The 21762-nt window shown below is 60.9% G+C and carries 15 protein-coding genes and 1 pseudogene; 11 read left to right on the top strand and 5 right to left on the bottom strand.

Going from position 1 to position 21762, the window contains the following annotated elements; all coding sequences use genetic code 11:
• The 4 genes from P5W99_RS34950 to P5W99_RS34935 all read right to left on the bottom strand — a co-directional run bounded on the left by P5W99_RS34950 (position 1) and on the right by P5W99_RS34935 (position 8378).
• Positions 1–1851: a GMC family oxidoreductase gene (locus P5W99_RS34950; RefSeq protein WP_421028356.1), complete on the bottom strand. Its 1851-nt coding sequence runs from the start codon at positions 1849–1851 to the stop codon at positions 1–3.
• Between the two features lie 27 nt (positions 1852–1878).
• Positions 1879–4413, bottom strand: a complete 2535-nt coding sequence (locus tag P5W99_RS34945; protein ID WP_434665883.1) for a hypothetical protein — start codon at positions 4411–4413, stop codon at positions 1879–1881.
• Between the two features lie 92 nt (positions 4414–4505).
• Positions 4506–5408 (bottom strand): alpha/beta fold hydrolase, encoded by a 903-nt coding sequence (locus P5W99_RS34940; protein WP_434665880.1) that lies wholly within the window; start codon positions 5406–5408, stop codon positions 4506–4508.
• Between the two features lie 3 nt (positions 5409–5411).
• The gene (locus P5W99_RS34935) at positions 5412–8378 is read right to left on the bottom strand and encodes a patatin-like phospholipase family protein (RefSeq protein ID WP_434665877.1); all 2967 of its coding nucleotides are present in this window, start codon (positions 8376–8378) and stop codon (positions 5412–5414) included.
• Positions 8379–8646: 268 nt separating this feature from the next.
• Between P5W99_RS34935 and P5W99_RS34930 the strand changes: the two genes are divergently transcribed.
• Complete coding sequence (locus P5W99_RS34930; RefSeq protein WP_434665875.1) at positions 8647–8904, top strand: hypothetical protein; 258 nt, start codon at positions 8647–8649, stop codon at positions 8902–8904.
• 343 nt (positions 8905–9247) lie between these two features.
• On the opposite strand, the gene P5W99_RS34925 is transcribed toward P5W99_RS34930, so the two are convergent.
• Positions 9248–10162 (bottom strand): LysR family transcriptional regulator, encoded by a 915-nt coding sequence (locus P5W99_RS34925; RefSeq protein WP_434665872.1) that lies wholly within the window; start codon positions 10160–10162, stop codon positions 9248–9250.
• Positions 10163–10290: 128 nt separating this feature from the next.
• On the opposite strand from P5W99_RS34925, the gene P5W99_RS34920 reads away from it, so the two are divergent.
• The 10 genes and pseudogenes from P5W99_RS34920 (at position 10291) to potE (ending at position 21746) form a co-directional block, all read left to right on the top strand.
• Positions 10291–11649 carry a nucleobase:cation symporter-2 family protein gene (locus P5W99_RS34920; protein ID WP_434665869.1) on the top strand — a complete coding sequence of 453 codons (1359 nt, stop codon included), beginning with the start codon at positions 10291–10293 and terminating at the stop codon, positions 11647–11649.
• Positions 11650–11712: 63 nt separating this feature from the next.
• Positions 11713–12222: a nucleoside deaminase gene (locus P5W99_RS34915; protein ID WP_434665866.1), complete on the top strand. Its 510-nt coding sequence runs from the start codon at positions 11713–11715 to the stop codon at positions 12220–12222.
• 202 nt (positions 12223–12424) lie between these two features.
• On the top strand, positions 12425–13186 hold the full coding sequence (locus tag P5W99_RS34910) for an ABC transporter substrate-binding protein (RefSeq protein ID WP_421047102.1): 762 nt from the start codon (positions 12425–12427) through the stop codon (positions 13184–13186).
• A 288-nt stretch (positions 13187–13474) separates the two neighbouring features.
• A complete protein-coding gene (locus tag P5W99_RS34905) occupies positions 13475–14251 on the top strand; it encodes an ABC transporter substrate-binding protein (RefSeq protein ID WP_434665862.1) in 777 nt (258 codons plus the stop codon).
• Between the two features lie 31 nt (positions 14252–14282).
• Positions 14283–15398, top strand: coding sequence for a succinylglutamate desuccinylase/aspartoacylase family protein (locus P5W99_RS34900; RefSeq protein WP_434665859.1), 1116 nt, complete (start codon positions 14283–14285; stop codon positions 15396–15398).
• A 118-nt stretch (positions 15399–15516) separates the two neighbouring features.
• Entirely contained in the window at positions 15517–17325 is a 1809-nt protein-coding gene (locus P5W99_RS34895) for an alkaline phosphatase D family protein (RefSeq protein WP_421028346.1), read from the top strand.
• 154 nt (positions 17326–17479) lie between these two features.
• A pseudogene (locus P5W99_RS34890) lies at positions 17480–17950 on the top strand (XdhC family protein); the annotation flags it as partial.
• A gap of 66 nt (positions 17951–18016) precedes the next feature.
• Positions 18017–18541, top strand: a complete 525-nt coding sequence (locus P5W99_RS34885) for a polymorphic toxin type 4 domain-containing protein (protein ID WP_421028345.1) — start codon at positions 18017–18019, stop codon at positions 18539–18541.
• A 152-nt stretch (positions 18542–18693) separates the two neighbouring features.
• Entirely contained in the window at positions 18694–19323 is a 630-nt protein-coding gene (locus tag P5W99_RS34880) for a YdeI/OmpD-associated family protein (RefSeq protein WP_421028344.1), read from the top strand.
• A 176-nt stretch (positions 19324–19499) separates the two neighbouring features.
• Entirely contained in the window at positions 19500–21746 is a 2247-nt protein-coding gene (potE, locus tag P5W99_RS34875) for a putrescine-ornithine antiporter (protein ID WP_421028343.1), read from the top strand.
• The last annotated feature ends 16 nt before the right edge of the window (positions 21747–21762 follow it).

The raw sequence follows: 21762 nt of genomic DNA, 5'->3' as shown, positions 1-21762 counted from the left end.
TTACGTCTGACTCGTTGCATCCTTCAAAATCATGTCCGCCGCTTTTTCCGCAACCATGTAGACCGCGCTGGCCGGAAAGAAGCCCGGAATCTTCGGAAACACAGACGCGTCCACCACCCGCAGGCGGCGCACTCCGTGAACGGAGAGCGTGCTGTCGAGCACGCCTCCTGCCCCCGGATCGCCCATCGCGCAGGTGCACGATGCATGATGGCCCCATGCGTTGTCGCGCACGTAATCGGCAATCGCCGTGTCGCTCTGCACCTCTGGACCGGGCAGTTGCTCTTGCGCAATCAAGCCGCGCTCGGCAAGCGGCGCTGCCAATCCGCGCACGAATTTGATTGCCTCGACGACTGAATGCATATCGTCCCCGGAAGCATCGCTGCCTTCCTCGAAATAGTGGAAATCGATAAGCGGCATATCGAGCGGATCCGCGGAGCGCAGGCGCACCGTCCCGGCATCGTTGCGGGTGTGTGCCTTGAGTATGGTCCAAGACAGGAAATCGTTGTGCTGGGCAAAGCCTGTTGAAAATCCCGGGAAATAGCCGATGAAACGCTCGATGAGCGCCATGCAGAAAATGTCCGGAGGCAGCGAGCGCGCCTTCGTCGATCGACGCGCAATGGCGACCGCTGCGCCGTTGGTGATATAAACGCCTTCTCGCAGATCGGACCACGCCCGATAAGCCGGATCGTCGGTCGTGAACGCCGCACCCTTGAGCACTTCCCATGGTTGCGCCATGCGGCTGATCACGGCAATCTCATAGCGGTCCTGCAGATTACTTCCAACCCCTTCGAGATCGACTCGCACCGGAATGCCATGCGCCCTCAAATGCTCTGCCGGACCAATGCCCGACAGCAACAATAGTTGAGGCGTATTGAACGCGCCGCCCGCCAGAATCACCTCGCGACGCGCACGCACTTCACAGCGCACGCCCCGCTCGGCGCTGCATTCAGGATGCGCTTTATACAGACGCGCGCCCTTCAGATATTCGACGCCAACCGCTGCGCCATTCTCGTCGAACAACACCCGCGTGGCGAGCGAGTCGAGCGAAATTTTCAGGCGAGACGGAAACCGCTCCGCCACGTCGAGCACACGCTCACGCACGCCATGCCGTGCATGGTCGCGCGTGCTGAGCGGCGTATAGCACACGCCGCGGAAACAGCGCCTGCCCCAGAGCCGCGAATTCGGATCGCCCTGCCAGCGAATCAGGCCGAGCAGCGCGTGCAGGCGCTTCGGGATACTGCGCGCGGTGAGTTCCATCGCGCCGAAGACCACTCGCATCAGGTGGTCGTCGGCGAGCGCCTTCTTCGGCGTTGCATGTTCGGTGGTCAGCCAGCCGTCAAAGCCATGCGCGGTCGGGTTGATGCCAAACCGGCGCGCGAGCGCCCAAAGCGGACGGTGGCGGCATTGCTCGAGCTTCTTGCCATACCGGCGCATGGCGGAGGCTCGCCACGACCGGTCGCCGGTCAATTGCGCGATGCCGTCCCAGTCCGAGTCATGCGGATACACGAAGATCATCGCGTTGTGCGCGGTGCACCCGCCCACCGTCGCGGCGCGAGGATACAGCACGCCTTCGGGCGTGCATTTCGGATCGCGCTGCTGCTGGGCATCGGAAGCATAATGACGCACGAAGAAGTTCCAGCTCATTGCCGGATTCTCCGAGGCGCATGCATGGAAGGCCGGCACGTGGTAGTCCGCGGGCATCCGGTCCGCCCCGCTCGCTGGCGCATCGCCTCCGGCCTCGATCAGAAACACCCGCATGCCCGCCTCCGCAAGCCGCGCGGCGAGCGTGCCGCCCCCCGCGCCGGAACCCACAATCACGTAATCCCATACCTCATCGTCTGGAGTGGACATAGCCTGTGGACCGTCGAAGCCTCTTGCTCAAAACGTCTTCAGAAACGCGATCAATGCGCGCTTGTCGTCGTCGCTCAGGACCGGCTCCTTGCCGAACGAACGCTCGTCGGCAGTCAGCCCGTTCTGGTCGTTGAACTCGGAAGTGCCGAAGTAGTGGCCGCGATTGACGATGAAGTCAGGACACTTGCTGAGCGCCAGCATCGGCTTCTCAAGGCCCGCATATTTCTTGAGCAACGCCTCGTCGGTCGCGTTGTCCGGCATCGTCAGCAGATTCTTTCCGAGCTTGAATAGCAAGTTCGTCAGTTCTCCGATGTGCTGTCCGATGACCACCGGATCGCTGCTTTCAGGCAGAGGCCGGATGTTGGCCAGCAAGTTGACCGGAACCTGTGACGGCACCGGACCAAGCGCGAGATCGCCGCTTTTCGGATCGAACAATTTCGGGTCGATCCTTTGCAAGGTCGACTGCAGCGACGCAGGCAAATAGCCCTTCGGTATCGTGATCTGGCTGCGCACCGTCGTCCGGTCGATGAGCCCCGGCACCTTGTTGCCCAGCACTGCATCGTGCTGCCGCTTCTCGGGCCACAGCATCTGTTCGATCGATGCGTCGAACACCTTCATGCGGCTCGCAACCGACGGATCGCCATCGAACCTCTCCGGCCCGACCGAGTTGTTGAGCAGGAACGGCGCCGTCGACCAGATGCTGATCAGCGAAGGCACCCGCGTATAGCCACGGCCGCCGGCGGGCATGGGGTATTGCCACGGATTGCCGGAGAACGGATCGTTGAGCGTGACCGACCCGACCGAAGGCAGCGTCTTGTACGACTCCGAGGAAAAATTGTCCCAGATGTTTCCACGAATCGCGTTGGTCGCAAGCGGACTGCAGATGTTGGTTCGCAATAGCGTCACCGGAATCCGCGCATCGCTCGACAGATAGTTTCCGTCGAGGAAATCCGGCGCATTGACGACCTTGCGCATTTGCGTCTTGTAATCGTCCGTTTGCGTCCATTTCCAGTAGCGCTTGAAACATGCCATATAGTTCGGCCCGTTGCAGTCGTGCAAATTCAGACTGGCCGGCACCGGCGGCGCTTTGCTCGAGTGGCAGCGCGCGCAGGTATCCGCGAACACGTTCTTGCCGCGCTGGAGCATCGCCGCGCCATCGCTGGCGGACGCGTCGGCGAGGTATTGCTTGCCTCCTGGCGCATCGCTCAAATGATCGGGCTGCGATGCCGCAATCAGGTACAGCGCCATATTGACCGTGCCCGTTTCCGTCACTTGCCAGTAAGTCGAGTTCTTTCGCGCCACGGCAATCTGAATGGGCGAGATGGGCTTGCCGCCGAAAACCGGATTGAAATGCAGCAGCCATTCTTCGCTGAACAGCCCGATGTTCAGATACACGCGATTGAGCGCGCCCAGCACGCCTACCGAATCCGCGCCATCCTTGAGAACGCGCGGCGTCCACACGGTGTTGGGTGCTTTGAAGAATTGTGCAAGCGGTCCGTCCGACACGAAATCGTTGAGTTGTTTGTTATCGAGTTCCCCGCCTGCCAGCTTTTCCTTGCCGATCTTGAGCGCCATTCCCAACCGGGCGTGAAGGTCGTAAAGCGCATTCATCGTTCGGGGGTTGTTGATGTTGTCCGTGGACACGAGCGACGTATCCATCGTTCCCGGCCGCCACGTGTGCGTGAGCTGATACATGAAGTTTTGCTGCCCTTCAGGCTTTGCAGCGTTATGGATGAAGAGCCGATCCACCCACATGTACTGCGCCCCCACCGTGCCGCTCAGATCGGCCCATTGCGGATGCTCGGGATCCGCGCTCGGATGAACCGGGCTCGGGCCGATATGGCAAAACGCGCATGTCATTCCCACGCGGTAAGGACGAACGAGATTGGGATTGTTGTAATACGCGGGGTCCTCATAGTAGCGGCGCGCGTCCCATGCTTTTTCGGCCTTCTCGTCGAAATCCGGATTGGGGAACAGACGCAGGCCGACAATTCCCGTTGCATAGCCATATAACGAACCGACCGGCAGTGTTTTGCCGTCACTAAACGTCATGCCCCGCGCACCGGTCTTTACGCCCGGATATTTCTCTTCATTTTCGAACGGATCCTTCGGACACTTGTCGCTAACGATGCGTCGATCGAGCCACAAACCAAAGCGTTGCGGATCGGGGGCCGATGCTTTCTCGAAGCAGGGCTCGTTGATCACCCCGAGATAGCGCCAGCGGTCGTCTCGCGAATGCCCCTGGCCTGGATAAGAGCTGATCGACTTGATAATGTCGAACGCACCGAATGTGTCCTTCGTCATTCTGTCCCAGAAGCGGTCGTTGCCCCCGCTCCAGACGAGCCACATGTTGCGCCCTTTGACCTCTTCCGGACTCAGGGCGATACCCCGGTCCATGTCCTTGAAGTAGTCCTCGTCCGCTTGAGGAAACGACGCGGCATCGCGGCCAGCCTGTTTGGCTTCGTCTTGCACGTAGCCGGATTGGGGTGCCGCACTCGCGCCCATGTTGAATACCCCGACGAGGACAAGTAACCATACATGTAATTGTCGTTGCCGATTCACGGTCGCCTCCTGTTCTGATGTTCTCGCCGGAATTCACATTCGTGCGTCATTGCAAGCCGCCATTACGCGCCATAACGGCATGTATAGGAACCCTAGGAATCACCTGGGCCGAAGTCAAGCACCCTCGCCAATTCGCCCGCCAACGTTTCCCACGCCTCCAGATCGACGAAATGGCCGACGCCTTCGAGCGGCCTCCAATCACCGTTGCATCCCGCATCACCGAAGCTCTTGCGCGCGACGAGCGCAGGCAACGCGCCGTCCTTCATGCCCCAGATCACGGTAACGGGCACGCTGATAGGCGTGGCATAGAGCCCATACAGCTTTCTGTGCCGCTCCGGCAAAAGAATGGTCAAGACGATCTGCCGATAATATTCAATCGGTCCATGCATATCGGCTGCGTTCGCAAAACGGCCGACGAGTTCATCGACGAGCCCGACGTCCATCGTTCCGGGTTGGCCCTGCCTGATCAGGAAGGTCCATTTCAAAAGCTTTCTGCCAATCGCCGTGGTCATGAACCACTCGGGAAACCATGGAATCTGGAAGAACGGCACCCACGGAATACGAAACGGTTGCCAGTCATCGCATGTCACCACCGCGCGCACCAGGGTTCGAGGGTGAGTGCAGTTGACGACAACCAACTTGCTTATCAAGCTCGAATATCGATGTGCGAATATCCACCCCAACGCACCGCCCCAGTCATGCGAAACAAGCACACATTGGCGAATGTCCAAAACTTCTATCAAGGCCTTGATGTCGTCGGTCAGCGTAAAAACGTCGTAGCCGCTTTTCGGATAGCTCGAACCCGGATACCCACGAAGATCGGGCGCGTAGATTCGCGATTGCGGCAACAGATGCATGATGTGACGCCAACTCACCCATCCTTCCGGAAATCCATGAATGCACAGAACCGGCGCGGCATTGTCCGGGCCCGATACGGCCACATGAAAAGTGACGCCATTTGCCTCGACAAGCCGATGAACAATGTCCGTGGCCATGATTCAGCACTCGCTCAAGCCCGCTCCGCCGGCCTGCAAATCCGCGGAGCGTTGCAAACGACCAGCCAGCATGGAACCGTCCTCGAGGGGCTTCTCGAGCAGGTGACGTCCGATCAGGTAACCGAGTTTCCGGTAGCTTTCGAACTGCGCCTCGTTGAACCATTGATCGACCGTGGACTGCTGCGGGAATGCAGGCTCGACAATGGCGTAGTTGCGCAGATCCGAAGCGCACGCGTAGATCTCCCGCGTCAATGTCGGCTTGATCAGAATGAGCTTTCCTTCGAACGCCGCCGCGTCAGGCGCGCTTCCCTCGAGGCACGGATAACGGATCACGCCTTCTACCACGTGGTTCGCGCTGAACGGCGGGGGACTGTCGCTGGATTCGCGCCGCAACGGATCGACATCAATGACGATGTCCACGCCGAAATCAGCCGAGCACTTGCGTATGGCATCCGCAAGGTCGTCGAACTGCAAGGGTGCGTCCTCGCCGCAATCACAAAGAACGATGAGGCTGACACGCCGCCGGACGAGTTCGTAAATGCCCAGATTGTCGAAGTGCCCGCCATCGGACAGATAGACGTAGCGCGACGTGCTATCGGCAGCGCCAAAGAGCTCATTGAGGTACAGCGCTCCACCGAACTCGGGGCTCGAGCGCTTCGGCACATTGGGCGACGCAGGATTCGGGCACCAGCGCCCAAGCCGCACATTGAACAGCGTGAGCAGGAACGCGACGCCCGGATCGGTGTGGAAGCCGGAATTCGGGCTGACCGCAGCGCCCGAGACCGCGACGGCGCCGCCCAGCATCGGGCCGATATCATCCAGTGGCCCGAAGGTGTGCTTGCCTCGCATGTATTGCGCGGTCTTCATGAAGCTCTTTCTGGAATGGTCGGGCTCCATCGTGCGGGGCAAGCGGAACCCGCAATAGAGTGGCGAGAAGAAGAACGATGCGGCCTTACGTTGTTGCCAGGCAAGATTCTCGCCGGACGTCATGTTCAACGTCGTGTTGATGATGTGATATGGGCGCTGGGCAAAGTTGCGTTTCTCGTTGGCTGCAAGATGACTGAGAGGAACATCGTCATCGAGATCGAAACCGGTGAAGGGATGCGGATGCCGCTTTCCCAGCACCGCGCGTGATGCGCCTAGATAGCATCGCGTCAATCGATTTCGATAGAAATTAAAGAGCGAGAACAGATTGATATCGACGCGCCAGGCCAGGATGAATCCAGCCACAAGAAAGGAGAAGAACACCACCAGCACGGTATTGAACTTGACCCCGCCAACCTCGACTTGATGCACCGACTGTCTCGACAATTGAGTCGATACCTCGGCCACCGCTTGCGCGAAATCCGGTTTGGGAGCGTGCGCCGCCGGGGATTCGTCCGCTGTGTGCGGAACCGCCACACGGGTTGCAGCCGTGTCAACCGGAAGCGCCCGGTACTCGCCATACGAGAGGATCACGGTCAATCCGATAATGAACACATACGGCACGATCACAAGTCCGAGTTCCCTGCATGACTTACTCGACCCGTCCGTCTTTTTCGATGAACCGGTGACCACGCCCCAGAGCGACGCAAAAAGCCATGCCGGTCCACCAAGGTAGGTCAACCACGCGTCACCCCACAACACCAGCGCCGAGCCGTAGATTCCAGCAGTCAGGATTCCGCCACCGCCGACCGTGACCGCGAGCAGCCAACCGCCATAACGGGCCCACCATTCCTGTACGTCGTAATCGAAGATACGCCCGACCAGGCCCAGATGCAGCACGATGGTCAAGGCAAACACCTGGAGAATCATGAATGGCGCAATGGATACGGCAAACCATAATGCTTGCTCATGCCCATGCGCATGAACCATCGCGCGTATTCCCTGATGCATGAGTGACAGCAGCACACCACCCGTCGCACCCGCCAATGATCCGGCGATCACGATGGCGATGCGCTTCGGCAATGGCACTACGCGCCCCCTTCGGCAATGAATCTTCTGGACGCCCGCGTGTTGAGCCTGGCCCGGGGCCGGATACCGATCCTGTGCAGGCAGCACCAATGCGACAGCCGCGTAGAACAGCGTGAAGAAGACGACCCAGCCGCCCATACCCCAGCCTGCAACAAGGCCGCCGCTATTCACCATTTCGATGCCCATGAGAAATGCCGCGAGAACGCCAGGCAGAATCACGTAGATCAAAACAAACGCGGTCTTTGCACACGGACTCGTTTGATCGGCGCGCAGATTGAGCACTATTCCGGCAACGCTCAACGAAAGCAACACCAAACCCAAAGTCCCGGGAAGCCACAGACAGAAGGCGCACTGAAGCAGCGCCTGCGCAGCGAGGAACACCACTCGCGGCGAAGACAGCACCACCACGATCGACGCCAGAAAGATCGCCTGAATCAAGACAAGATTGCGAACGTATGCCGAGATCGCGGCCAGCGTGTCGGTGCTCAACAAGCCAACCCGTGGTGTCAGGTAATTGCTGTATTCGCGCAGAAAGCCAATCGACGCGTCTTCCTTCGATTTTGGCGGACCGCCCGGCGAGGTATTGGGACTCAGCACCGACTCGAGATCCGCCACGTTCCCATTGGGAAAGCGATGAAGCATTTGTGCAGACAGCCAACTGCCGATGTAACCGCCGCCAGAGACCGTGGAAAGATAGTCGAACTCGCGCAACACCTTGCCTTCGCAAAACGCCTGGATCACGCCAAGGCTAAAGGTCGCGCTCCGTATGCCGCCTCCGGACAGCGCCAAACCCTTCAGGTCAAGTCGCTCGCTTCGCCGCAATGCATCGGCTTCACTGCCGGGAGCGCCGGGACTGGCTGGAGAACCGCGGTCAATGGGATCGATTTGGCCTTTGCGCGCCTTCACGATTTCGTTGAGTTCTTCATGAAGCACTTGCGCAAAATCGTGGGCGACGCGTTGCCCTCTCGACCCCGCCGAATTCTTCACTTGGTTTTCCCCGGTGGACGGCGCGTTCATGGCGCTCCAAGGCAGAATTGAATTCTGATGCGACGTGATGATTAGAAACAATAGGTCGGTGTCTCACGCCGTTTCTGATTTAGCGAATTGGCCTGAATATCGCCTTCCTTCGATGCAACAGTAGTACGGAATTTTCGGGCGAACAACCCTGCTTTCCCATCCCGTCTTTCGGGGGGATAAGAAGGATGTGGGGACGCAGGAGGAGGGGTATGTAACGGTGAGCTTCTCGACCAGATGTGATTGAACGAATTCAAACAATAAATAGCGTTTGCATTACAAAACAAAAAATCCAGCTCTGAAGGCTGGGTTTGTCGTTATAAGGATCGCGAAAGAAGTGATGCTACCTGGCTTCTGGTTTGCAGGCATTCTCGTCGTTGACGCGAACCAGCTCGACATGGATTTCTATTTGCACGACAACACCGCGACACCGGCGATGGCCTGCGCATTCGGCAACGTGCCTGAGAATCCCAGTGCGACGAGCGGCTGTGTTGCGTCATGCCCAAGCACCTGGAGCTGTTCAGATTGAGCAAGCCGGAATCATCGAGATTGAACGATATGCTCAGGTCGTCGAGCGTGCGCGCCCAGATCGAGTTTGGCCGATGCGGTGGCAACCGTACCGGTGATAGCGCCTTCATTGTTGCCGACCGTTTCTGCAATCAATTGCGTGCAGACAAGCGTTCCGCTCGTTGCGGACAGCGCCAAGGGGTGTGCCAACGGCGTAGTGAACGCTCTATGAGCCGCCGTAGGTATTGCCGTCCGTGTCCATGGCATGACACGTGTCGTGCTCAGACAACGCTTGCTTCATTCGCGTTTCAGTCATCTCGCGCACGACAGCGCGACTTCACGCGATAGCAGTCCGGGCGCCCTCGCTACAGCGTAGTGGCATTGCCATTGCGGTCCAGTTCGTAGACCTTATGATGCTGCAAGCGGCGCTTTAGCCACACGCCCGCCTTGCCCAGCACACGCGCTTTCGACCAGATCAGGTCGACCCCCACCAGCCAGTCGGTGTGGGGATACGCAGCCAGTTGCAGCTCCACGAATTCCCCTTCATCGAGCTCGCGCAGGATCAACTGGCGCGGCAAGGTCGTCCAGCCCAGCCCTGCGCGCGTCATCTCCAGCAGCGCGAGATAGCTCTCCGCCTGCCAGCTGCGCGCCGAGTCGAGATATTCCGTGCTCGGCAGCGTATTGTTGTGCGCGCTAAACACCAGACGGCGATGCGAGCGCAACTCGGCGAAGCTCACGCTCGCCTGGCGCGCCAGCGGATGGTCGTGGCGCGCCACGTGGGCCAGAATCAGCTTGCCCATCTGCGAAAAGCCCAGGTCGCGCGGGTAATCCGGCTGCGCAAAGGCCACGCCCAGATCCACTTCGCCCTTCAGCAACAAGTCACTCACGTCGCCGTGAAAAGGATGGCGCACATCCAGATCGACGGCGGGAAACTGCGCGGCGAAGTCCTCGATCGCGGGCATCAGCGCGTTGTACGGCACTTCAATTGCGAGCGTCAGGCGCGGCTCGACCAGTTCCCCCAGATCGTTGGCCTGCGATTCCAGATCGAGGCAGCGCTCCAGCACCACCTCCACTTCGTTGAGCAGTTTGCGGCCCGCCGGCGTGAGCGCGGGCAGCTTGCTGGCGCGATCGAACAGCGGCAAGCCCCAATCCACTTCGAGATTGGCGATCGCCGTGCTGATGGTCGATTGCGTCTTGCCCAGGCTGCGCGCCGCCGCCGAGAACGAGCCGGTCTTCGCCACGCGGGCAAACATTTCGAGCTGGTCGAGCGAATAGCGCATGGCGCCTCCCCAATCTATTGAAAAAATCGATGGATATTCGTTTGGTGGCCCCGCAGACGTGATGGATTATGACGTGCCGGCCCCGTGCCTGACCAGCCGCCCGGGACCACGACAAAGGAGACAACTTCATGAGCAAACCAGGTACTCATCCGGTTGACGAGATTCTGCCGCTGCGCCAACTCGCAAGTTACGGATTGCAGCACGTGCTGGTGATGTACGCGGGGGCCGTCGCCGTGCCGCTGATACTCGGCAGCGCACTCGGCCTCACGCAGCAGCAGATGATCACGCTGATCAACGCCAACCTGCTGACCTCGGGCATCGCCACGCTGATCCAGACGATCGGCATCTGGAAGTTCGGCGCGCACCTGCCGCTGATCCAGGGCTGCTCGTTCATCGCCATCGCGCCGATGATCATGATCGGCAAGCAATATGGCCTTGCCTGCGTGTTCGGCTCCGTGATCGCGGCGGGCGCGCTCACCGTGCTCATCGCGCCGGTGTTCAGCCGCCTGCTGCGCTTCTTTCCGCCCGTGGTGATCGGCAGCCTGATCACCATCATCGGCGTTTCGCTGATGCCGGCCGCCGCGATCTGGCTAGGCGGCGGCAATCCCGATGCGCCTGGCTTCGGCTCCGCAGCGAATCTGCTGCTCGGCTTCGCAACGGTCGGCATCACGCTGTTCGTTTATGCGCGCTTCAAGGGCTTCATCGGCAATCTTTCGGTGCTGATCGGCTTGATTGTGGGCACCGTCATCGCAACCGCGTGCGGCATGGCGAGCTTCGCGCATGTAGGCGACGCCGCCTGGTTCGAGATCAGTGCGCCGTTCGCATTCGGCCTGCCGAGCTTCGCCGTCACGCCCACGCTCGTGATGGCGCTGGCCATGCTGGTCATCATGGCGGAGACCACCGGCAACGTGCTCGCCATCGGCACCATCATCGGCCGCCCGTCCTCGCAACAGACGCTCGGCAATGCGTTCCGCGCCGATGGCCTCTCGACGATGCTCGGCGGCCTCTTCAACAGCTTTCCCTATAACGCGTTCACCCAGAACACCGGTCTCATCGCGCTTTCGAATGTGAAGAGCCGCTACGTGGTGGCGTCCGCGGGCGTCATCATGGTGCTCATGGGGCTCTTTCCGAAGCTCGGCGCGCTGATCGCCTCGGTGCCGCGCCCCGTGCTGGGCGGCTGCGCGATCGTGATGTTCGGCATGACGACCGTGGCCGGCATTCAGGAACTCTCGCGCGTGAAGTTCGAGGGCACGCGCAACGCGATCATCGTTGCGGTGTCGGTGAGCGTGGGCGTATTGCCGATGTCGTTCCCCACGTTGTTCGCCCAGATCCACGGCCCCGCCAAGCTGATTCTCGACAGCGGCATTTTCCTCGGCGCGATTACCGCCATCGTGCTCAACCTCCTGCTCAACCGCGACAAGCAGGAAGCCGGCGCGCACGAAAACACGCCCGCATTGGCCAGCAACGCCAACACCGAAGTCCATTGAACGCAGCACTGTCTACTTCATTTTCCTCATCCACCACTCACCCAGCACAACGGAAAAAATCCAATGAACGCCAATACGGATCTCGCCCCCGCCGCCCTCGCCGACCGCGATCTCGCCCTGCTGCGCAAAGCCATCGAACTGGCCGACGAATCGCGGCGCAACGGCCGCCATCCGTTCGCGGCGCTCGTGGCCGACGAGCACGGCAACATCGTGGCGTCCGCCGGCAACAACTCGATGCCGCCGCAAGGCGATCCCACCCAGCACGCCGAGCTCGCCGCCGCCGCCCAGGCCGCACGCATTCTCTCGCCCGAGCAGCTCGCGCGCTGCACGCTCTACACGAGTGCGGAGCCGTGCTGCATGTGTGCGGGCGCCATCTACTGGTGCAACATCGGGCGAGTGGTGTATGCGCTTTCCGAGCACCGCCTGCTCTCGCTCACCGGCGATCACCCCGAAAACCCGACGTTCTCGCTGCCGTGCCGCGAGGTGTTCACGCGCGGCCAGCGCCATATCGACGTGGTCGGTCCGCTGATCGAAGACGAAGCCGCTTGCTCGCATCACGGCTTCTGGAAGTAAGAGCGCAGGTTTTTCGCACGCGTTCTCGCCGGCTCTTGTCGAAATCGGAACCGGCAGCATCGGCTTCAGCGAAAACCCTACTTAACCGACCTTCGGCGATTGTCTATGTTGTCTACCCAACCGGCGCATGGAACAGTCTTTGCCGAAGGTACGGCGAGCTTTTCACGGCGGCCCCCATTCTTAATACGGAGACTCCAAAGCAATGAAAAAGCTTGCCCTGTTCATGGCGATCCTCGCGATCGCAACCTCCTCGTTCGCGAAGGACTGGTCCACCATCCGCTTCGGCGTCGATGCGAGTTATCCGCCGTTTGAATCGAAGGCCGCGGACGGCAAGCTGGTCGGCTTCGACATCGACCTCGGCAACGAAATCTGCAAACGTCTGAACGCCAAATGCGTCTGGATCGAGCAGGAATTCGACGGCATGATTCCGGCGCTCAAAGCGAAGAAGTTCGACGGCGTGCTCTCCTCGATGTCGATGACGCCGCAGCGCCAGGAGCAGATCGCGTTCTCGTCGAAGCTATTCAACACGCCCACGCGCCTCGTCGCCAAGAAGGGCACCAACCTGCTGCCCACGGCCGAATCGCTCAAGGGCAAGTCGGTGGGCGTCGAGCAGGGCACGATCCAGGAAACCTACGCGAAGACGAACTGGGCGCCCAAGGGCGTGAACGTGGTGCCCTACCAGAACCAGGACCAGGTCTACGCCGACCTGATCTCGGGCCGTCTTGACGGCGCGCTCCAGGACGCGGTGCAGGCCGATATCGGCTTCCTGAAGACGCCGCGCGGCGCGGGCTACGAGTTCGCGGGCAAGGAGATTCCCTCGGACGGCGCCGGCATCGGCCTGCGCAAGGAAGACACCGACCTGAAGGCGAAGATCGACAAGGCCATCGCCGACATGCTCAAGGACGGCACGTACAAGAAGATCGAAGCAAAGTACTTCGACTTCGACGTGTACGGCAGCAACTAAGCCCTCGAGAACCCGTCACGAAAGCCCAGACCATCCGGTCTGGGCTTTTTTGTTTGCAACGCCACACGCAATGTTGTCTATACATTAAATACCTAAAACGCTTCCCAACCTTTCTGTTTCCATACGTCGAAAATCGGCAAATTCAGGTCGCTTCAGCGAAAACCCCAGTTACTCGAACATCACTGACCGGTTATCTTGTCTATTCAACTTTGCAGATGAACCCTCGTCTGCCTGAGGACGCCGCCAACCCACGGCAGCGTCGATGTCGATACTGGAGACCTTGCGTCAATGAAGAAGCTTGCCCTGTCCCTCGCAATCCTCGCAATCGCCACCTCGGCCTTCGCCAAGGACCCTTCCTCGGTCCGCTTCGGCGTCGATGCGAGTTATCCCCCGTTTGAATCGAAGAGCACGGACGGCAAGCTGGTCGGCTTCGACATCGACCTCGGCAACGAAATCTGCAAGCGCCTGAACGCGAAGTGCGTCTGGGTCGAAAACGAGTTTGACGGCATGATCCCGGCGCTGAAGGCAAGAAAATTCGACGGCGTGCTCTCGTCGATGTCGATGACGCCGCAACGTCTCGAGCAAATCGCCTTTTCGACCAAGCTGTTCCATACGCCAACGCGCCTCGTCGCCAAGAAGGGGGTGAGCCTCCAGCCGACGGCCGACGCGCTCAAGGGCAAGACCGTGGGCGTCGAGCAAGGCACCATTCAGGAAACCTACGCAAAGCTCTACTGGGCTCCGAAGGGCGTGTCGATCGTGCCTTACCAGAACCAGGACCAGGTCTACGCGGACCTGATCTCGGGCCGCCTCGACGCCGCGCTGCAAGACGCCGTGCAGGCCGAGCAGGGTTTCCTGAAGACCCCGCGCGGCGGGGGCTTCCAGTTCTCGGGCGGCGACATCGACGACCCGAAGGGCACGCTCGGCGCGGGCGCCGCCATCGGCCTGCGCAAGGACGACGTCGAACTGAAAGCGAAGATCGACAAGGCCATCGCCGATATGATCAAGGATGGCACGTACAAAAAGATCGAATCGAAGTACTTCGACTTCGACGTGTACGGCGGCTGAAAAGCCCAACGATCCAGAGCAGCCTCTCATCATGCAGACACAGACACATCCGTTGATATCCCCGGCGCTCGGCACCGAGCGTCACTTGACGAGCTTCCACTACGGCCCCGGCGGCGGGCAGAAGATCTACATCCAGTCATCGCTGCATGCCGACGAACTGCCGGGCATGCTGGTCGCCTGGGCGCTGCGCAAGCGCCTCGCCGCGCTCGAAGCGGCGGACAGATTGCGCGGCGAGGTGGTGGTGGTTCCGGTGCCTAATCCAATCGGTTTGAATCAACGCCTGCTCGGCCAGATGCTTGGCCGCTACGAAGCCGGCACGGCCTCGAACTTCAACCGGCAATTCCACGATCTCGCCGCGCTCGTGATGCCGCGTATCGAGTCGCGCCTTACCGGCGACGCGCAGCAGAACCTGCTTGCCGTGCGCGCCGCCATGCGCGAGGCGCTCGCCGAGCAAACGCCGACCACCGAACTTCAATCGCAGCGCCTCGCGCTGCAGCGCCTTTCGTATGACGCCGATGTGGTGCTCGACCTGCATTGCGACTTCGAAGCCGCGCTGCATCTCTACACGAACCCCGACCTGTGGCCCGAGGTCGAACCGCTCGCGCGCTATCTCGACGCGAAGGCGTCGCTGCTCGCGCTCAATTCGATCGGCAATCCGTTCGACGAGATTCACAGCTTCTGTTGGTCGGAATTGCGTGCGCGTTACGGCGATCGCTATCCGATTCCGAATGGTTCGATATCCGTAACGATCGAGTTGCGCGGCCAGGCGGACGTGTCCTATGCGTTCGCGGAGCAGGACGCGAACGCGATCGTCGAGTACCTGACGCATCGGGGCGTAATCGACGGCTCGCCCGCGCCGTTGCCGCCGCTCGAATTCGGGCCCACGCCGTTCGCGGGCAGCGAATCGCTGATCGCGCCGGCCTCGGGCGTGATCGTGTTCCGTGCGGCGGCGGGCGCACGCGTCGAGCCCGGTCAGCCGATTGCCGACATCGTCGATCCGCTGACCGACCGCACCGTTACGGTCAAGAGTTCCGTTGCCGGGGTGCTGTATGCGCGGCAGCGCACGCGCTTTGCCACTGCGGGAATGGAAGTGGCATGCGTGGCGGGCAAGGACGCGGTTCGAACCGGCGCGCTGCTGCCGGATTGAGGTGGGTGGTGCGGGCAGCAGGAGCCAAAACTGCTGCCCGATAGAGGCACATCGCATGCTGCGGCATCGCAATGCGTCTCGGACATTTGCAGCAAGTCGATCGGGAGGGTCAGAGCCGATGGATCGGCGCCATTTCCTCAAGTCGTCGGCATTCTTCACAATTGCAGCGGCCACCGGCGCGCGCGCCGCGTCTCGTCCAGCGCTCCCCGCCAACGCCAACGCCGCGAGCAACGGCCTCTACCGCTTTGCGCAGGGCGTCGCCAGCGGCGATCCGCGCGATCGCTCCATCGTGTTCTGGACGCGCTGCGCGCCCGCGCCCGGGAACGAACCGCACCACGCAAAACGCGCCATGCGCGCGGTCCCGCTGCGGCTCGAAGTGTCGAGGCAACCGGACTTCTCCGCGCTCGTCGCCAACGTGCGGCTCGCGGCATTGCCCGCCTACGATTTCACGGTACGCACCAAGGTCACGGCGCTTTCACCAAACACGACGTATCACTATCGGTTCGTCGCCGGCGACGAGGTGAGCGCCAGCGGCGTTGCGCGCACGGCCCCCGATGAAAACGAAGCCAACGACGAGATTCGCTTCGCGTGGCTCAATTGCCAGGACTGGGGCGTCAATCATTGGCAGGCCATGACGCTGCTTGCAGACGAAAGCGATCTCGCCTTTGTCGTGCATGTGGGCGATTACATCTATGAAACGGTCGGAGGCCCGAGAAGCGATGCGGTCGAGACGGCGCATCCGGCGCTGCAGCTACCCGATGCAAAGCGGCTCGCCGACGGCACGCTCTATGCCGATTCGCTCGACGACTATCGCACGCTCTATCGCACCTATCGTTCCGATCCGCGCTTGCAAACGCTGCACCAGCGCCTGCCGATGATCGCGATATGGGACGACCACGAATTCTCCGACGATTGCTGGCAGGATCATCAGGTCTACACCAACGAGGAAAGGCAGGTGAGCGCGCGCCGCCGCAACGCCAATCGCGCGTGGGCGGAGTACATGCCGGTGGACTGGGGCGACGTGCACTTCGATCCGGACAACCCGTCATTCACGAACATTCGCATCTACCGCGATTTTCGTTTCGGCATGCTAATGCATCTCGTGATGACGGACGAGCGCCTCTATCGCGACGATCATGTCGTGAGCGAGGCGGCGATTGCGCGCGCGCACTTGCACGACCCGGTTCATGGCAACGACTCCGTCGGCTCGCGCTACTTCGTCAAGCAGGATGTTCTTCAGCGCTTCGAAACCTGGGATACCAGGCACTTCGGCCGCGCGCCTTCGATACTCGGCGCCGAGCAGACGCAATGGTGGAAAGACACGATGAAGCGCTCGCCAGCGGTGTGGAAGGTGTGGGGCAACGAGGTGATGCTGAACCGCCTGTGGGCTGTGATGCCTGGCGCACCGAAGAATCCCGCGGCGCGCCTCGTGATCGACTGCGATTCATGGGACGGCTATCCGGCGCACAAACACGACCTGCTCTCCTGGTTGAAGGAACAGGGCATCCATAACGCCGTGTCCATCTCGGGTGATCTCCACGCGTTTCAGTGCGGAGTCGTGCGGGACGACCCGGACCCCGTGAAGGGGACGCCCGTGATCGTCGACTTCGTGTGCGCCGGAATCAGCAGCACGTCTTTTTATGCCTACGTCAAGGCGGGCTGGTCCGGCACGCCGTTCGCGTCGCTGGCAACCACACCAGCCAGGCTCGACGCCTTCCTGAAGACCAACAATCCGGATTTGTGCCACGCCGACCACGATGCGCAGGGCTACGCGTCGGTCACCGTGACGCCCGAGCATTTCTCGGTGGTGTTCAACAAGGTGAAGCCCTTGAATCCCGACCGCACCGCGCCCGCGGACGCCCTGCTCGATCGCACGCGGCTGACCGTGCCGAGGGACGCGGTCGAAGTGCACGTCGAGCGCCTCTAGGTCCACGTGAGCAAACGAAGACGCATCCGCAGTTAGAACAACTGTTGCGCATGTCACGCTTCGGTGTTCTCGAAGAAATAGCCTGGCACGTCCGGCCCCCACAGATACAGGGAATCTTCGGGCGAATGGTTGCGCCTGGGCCACCCGGTGCCCGGATTATCAGGTCACGGTGTGCGATCCGCGCGAGGAATATACGGACGAGTGGAACGTGCCGGGCACGACCATCGTTCGCGCCATGCCCGACGACACCGCGATGGACATGAAGCTCGACGAACGCTGTGCAGTGATCGCGCTGACGCACGATCCGAAGCTCGACGATCTCGCGCTGATGGAAGCGCTGAAAACGCCTGCGTTCTATGTGGGTGCGCTCGGTTCGCGTCGCAATAACGCGGCGCGGCGCAAGCGCTTGAAGGAGTTCGATCTCAACGATGAAGAACTCGCGCGCCTGCACGGACCGGTGGGCATCTACATCGGCAGCCGGACGCCGCCGGAGATCGCCCTCTCGATACTTGCCGAATTGACGGCCGCGAAAAATGGCGTGTCGTTGCCGGAACTGCTGCGGGTCGAAGGCGCTAAGGCGGTCCTGGAGATGGCGGGCAACGCGGTGGGCTGTGGCGCCTTGTAAGCGGAGCAGAAGCGAATACGAATGTTCAACGCCGCTCGTGACTCACGATTACGTCAGTAGAATTGCATGAGGCAAATCGTTTACCTACATTACCAACTACCGGACGGCGAAGAGGTCAACATGCACTTCAGCGAGCGAACGTTCAAGGACGCACTTGGAGCAACCGTCATACAGAGCCGCCTAGGACTTTCACAAGGCAGGCAGGGATACGAGAAGCTCTTGTTTCCGGGCATCGAAGTGGGATTGGCTGGCTGGCAGAGATCACACAGTCAAGGTGGCGGCACGGGATTTGAAAGCCCACATGCTATTCGCTACGCCCCGGAAGAAGTGAATCAGCAGTTTCAGCGCTTAGGTATAGAACGATATCTCAGAGAGCTTGTTGAGCTAAAACCATCAGACACGGAGCTTTGGCTCACAACAGTAACAATGACTCATTCCCGGACGCTTCGGCTAAAGGAAATTCAGTACCGTGTGGATGCGGTGAAGAATGGTCTGTCCCGCAAATTATTCGAGGCAAGCATCGAGGTCTCGGATCAACGGATTAACCCGAAAGTAATCATTCATGCCACGCCCTTCGTGAAGACATTTTGAGTCTCGCCAGAAAGGCCACCACCCTCCCTCCGGCGGATACACGCTGAATCGTCGATAAATCGGCTACTCCCAAATCCGCGCAAACCGGTAATCCGCGAGGTTTCAGTGAACGAAAACATCTCGCTGCATGAACGCAACCCTTCGGTTCCTCGATGACTGAGCCTCGTCTGACCTTCCTCGATCAGAACGAATGGGAACACTGGTTGACGCAAAACGGCGGCACTTCGACCGGGATCTGGCTGCGCCTGGCCAAAAAGGGCGCCGGTAAGCAAACCTTGACTTACGAACAGGCGCTGGAAAGCGCCCTTTGTCATGGCTGGATCGACGGTCAAAAACAGAGCGAAAGCGAAGAATACTGGTTGCAACGCTTCACTCGGCGCTCCGCAAAAAGTATCTGGTCGAGGCTCAACAAAGACCGCGCCGAAGCGCTGATCGCCGCGGGCAGAATGCTTCCCGCGGGCCTGCGGGAGATCGAGAAAGCCAAAGAGGATGGCCGCTGGGCGGCGGCCTATACGTCGGCCAGCAACTCGGTCGTGCCGGACGACCTGCAGGCCGCACTGCATGCCAATCCCAAGGCCAGCGCGTTCTTTGCAACGCTGAACGCCCGCAACCGCTACGCCATCCTGTTTCGTATCCAGCATGCCAAAAAGCCCGCAACGCGGGCGCGCAAGATCGAGGAGTTCATCGGCATGCTCAATCGAGGCGAAACCATTCACCCCCGGCATCCAGCAATCGCAGCACCGGCTTCGATCGCCCGACGCGCCGCAAGGCGAAAACCCTGAACCGTCTGCCGCACTTCCTCCGTGCTCAACGCGCGAAGCCGGAATCATGCATCATCCTGGCGCTCGACCTACCCGCTTGACCTATATCAATGGGCGCATTGGCCGCCGCCCTAACGTTCACACAGGCTCGGAGCGTTCCGAGCCTGGCGCCGGTGCCAGCGAGCGGGAGAATCACCATGGCCGATCAACCCAAAAAGATGAACGTCGTACAACTGACGTTCATCGTCACCGTCAACATGATGGGTTCGGGCATCATCATGCTGCCCGCCAATATGGCGCAGGTCGGCGCGATTTCGTTGCTGTCGTGGCTTGTCACCGCCATCGGCTCGCTCGCCATTGCCTGGGGCTTTGCGCAAGCCGGGCTATTGAATCAGCGCGCCGGCGGCATGGCCGCGTACGCCGAGGAGGCGTATGGCAAGGACGGCTATTTTCAGGTCTTCTTCCTCTACTTCCTCTCTATCGCCATTGCGAACGTAGCGGTCGCAAGCTCCGCGCTCGGCTATCTCGCCGCATTCTTCCCGGTGCTCACCTCCTCGCCAGTCGCGACCTGCCTCGGCGTGATCGCGCTGCTGTGGCTCACCACGCTGGCGAACTTCGGCGGCCCGAAAATCACCGGACGTATCGGCGCGCTCACCGTTTGGGGCGTCATTCTGCCGGTAGGTTTCATCTCGGTTGCTGGCTGGTTCTGGTTTCACGGCGCGACCTTCGCTGCTGCATGGAACCCGAAGGGGCTGCGCCTCGTGGAAGGCATGGGTTCGAGCATCGCGCTCACGCTGTGGGCGTTCCTTGGCATGGAATCGGCGGTGCAGAACTCGTCGGCTGTCGAGAACCCCGCGCGCGATGTGCCGTTGGCGTGCATGTTCGGCACACTGGGCGCGGCGGTCATCTACATTCTCTCCACCGCGGTGATCCAGGGCATCGTGCCCAATGCCGATCTCGCCCGATCGACAGGACCGTTCGGCCTCGCCTTTGCCCGCATGTTCAGTCCTGCCGTGGGTTCGATCGTCATGGCCCTCGCTGCCATGGCGTGCATCGGCTCCTTGCTGGGCTGGCAGTTCACCCTCGCGCAAACGGCCAAGAACGCCGCCGATAGCCAGATGTTCCCCGCCGTTTTCGGCAAGGCGAATCGTGCGGGCGCTCCTGTTGCCGGCATGGTGATCATGGGGATCGTGCAGTCGATGATGGCCGTGTCCACGATTTCGCCCAACCTGAGCGAACAGTTTGCTGCGCTCGTCAACCTGGCCGTGGTCACCAACGTGGTTCCGTATGTCGTGTCGCTCTCCGCGTTGTTTGTGATGATGCGCACCGCCGGCACGGAGTCGGCAAAGTTCCGGCTTAACGCGACGGTGACGCTGGTGGCGCTCGCGTATTCGATTTATGCCATCTACGCTTCAGGCACGAATGCCGTGATGGGCGCAATGCTGGTCATGGCGATCGGCTACGCGATATATGGTTTCGCCGTCAATCGCACCGGCGCGCCGGCTTCCGCGCCGCGCACGGCTGCGGGCCCGACTATCGCCGCGATCACCATCGGCCTGCTGGCGCTTTCGGCATTGATGCCGCATCCGGCGCGAGCGCGTGAACAAACGACGAGTGTGACGATCGCTCGGATCGAGCAATCGGGCACGATCCGCATGGGCTATCTCAGTGGCGCGCGTCCGTTTGCTTATCAGAACGCTGCCGGGCAGGTGACCGGCTACACGGTTGCGCTGTGCCAGAAGATTGCAGAACAGATCAGAAGCGAGGCGGGACTGGCCGCGCTCAAGACCCAGTGGGTCCCCCTCTCGTCAGGCGAAGACATACGCGCACTGCATGAAAAACGTGTCGATCTCGTATGTGGAGCACCCGACACGCTGACGAACAGAGCGGGAATGTCTTTCTCCATTCCTGTCTATCCAGGCGGAATCGGGGCGCTTCTGCGCACCGATGCGCCTTCCGGACTCCGCGAGATTCTTTCTGGCGAACGGGTATCCCATCCGGTCTGGCGCGCGTCGCCCGCGCAATTGCTGTCGCGGCAGACGGTCTCGGTCATCGCGGATTCTCCGGCACAGCGATGGCTTTCCGGCAAGCTCGGCGAGCTCGAGGTTTCCGCGACGGTCGTTCCCGTCACCTCGATGGAGGCAGGTTTGGAGAAGGTGATTGACCGTCGATCGAACGTCTTTTTCGCGGACCGTGCCCTGCTCTTTGCTGCGGCGCACGACAGTCCTGCCGCGGGCGAACTGGTCGTTCTCGACCGGCGATTCACGCGGGTTTCCGTGGCAATCGGCATGGCGCGCGGCGACGACGATCTGCGCTTGCTGATAGACCGCACGCTCAGCCGGCTTTACGGGTCTGCGGAGTTCGCGGCCGTATACGAAAGATCGTTTGGAAAACTCGACGCGGACGCGAGCGCGTTCTTCCGCGCTGCCGCCTTGCCGGAGTAACCATTCCTGCGCTCGT

Origin of the sequence: Paraburkholderia sp. A3BS-1L (assembly GCF_051125215.1) — a bacterium.
In the GTDB taxonomy this organism is placed as follows: Bacteria; Pseudomonadota; Gammaproteobacteria; order Burkholderiales; family Burkholderiaceae; genus Paraburkholderia.
This window is presented reverse-complemented; position numbering and strand designations above follow the sequence as displayed.

What these genes read in the sequence shown, in the direction of transcription:
- potE (WP_421028343.1), top strand. Translation starts at nt 19,500, where the DNA reads ATGGCCGATCAACCCAAAAAGATGAACGTCGTACAACTGACGTTCATC.
- P5W99_RS34940 (WP_434665880.1), bottom strand. Translation starts at nt 5,408, where the DNA reads ATGGCCACGGACATTGTTCATCGGCTTGTCGAGGCAAATGGCGTCACT.
- P5W99_RS34880 (WP_421028344.1), top strand. Translation starts at nt 18,694, where the DNA reads ATGACTGAGCCTCGTCTGACCTTCCTCGATCAGAACGAATGGGAACAC.
- P5W99_RS34905 (WP_434665862.1), top strand. Translation starts at nt 13,475, where the DNA reads ATGAAGAAGCTTGCCCTGTCCCTCGCAATCCTCGCAATCGCCACCTCG.
- P5W99_RS34900 (WP_434665859.1), top strand. Translation starts at nt 14,283, where the DNA reads ATGCAGACACAGACACATCCGTTGATATCCCCGGCGCTCGGCACCGAG.
- P5W99_RS34895 (WP_421028346.1), top strand. Translation starts at nt 15,517, where the DNA reads ATGGATCGGCGCCATTTCCTCAAGTCGTCGGCATTCTTCACAATTGCA.
- P5W99_RS34935 (WP_434665877.1), bottom strand. Translation starts at nt 8,378, where the DNA reads ATGAACGCGCCGTCCACCGGGGAAAACCAAGTGAAGAATTCGGCGGGG.
- P5W99_RS34885 (WP_421028345.1), top strand. Translation starts at nt 18,017, where the DNA reads ATGAGGCAAATCGTTTACCTACATTACCAACTACCGGACGGCGAAGAG.
- P5W99_RS34920 (WP_434665869.1), top strand. Translation starts at nt 10,291, where the DNA reads ATGAGCAAACCAGGTACTCATCCGGTTGACGAGATTCTGCCGCTGCGC.
- P5W99_RS34910 (WP_421047102.1), top strand. Translation starts at nt 12,425, where the DNA reads ATGAAAAAGCTTGCCCTGTTCATGGCGATCCTCGCGATCGCAACCTCC.
- P5W99_RS34925 (WP_434665872.1), bottom strand. Translation starts at nt 10,162, where the DNA reads ATGCGCTATTCGCTCGACCAGCTCGAAATGTTTGCCCGCGTGGCGAAG.
- P5W99_RS34950 (WP_421028356.1), bottom strand. Translation starts at nt 1,851, where the DNA reads ATGTCCACTCCAGACGATGAGGTATGGGATTACGTGATTGTGGGTTCC.
- P5W99_RS34915 (WP_434665866.1), top strand. Translation starts at nt 11,713, where the DNA reads ATGAACGCCAATACGGATCTCGCCCCCGCCGCCCTCGCCGACCGCGAT.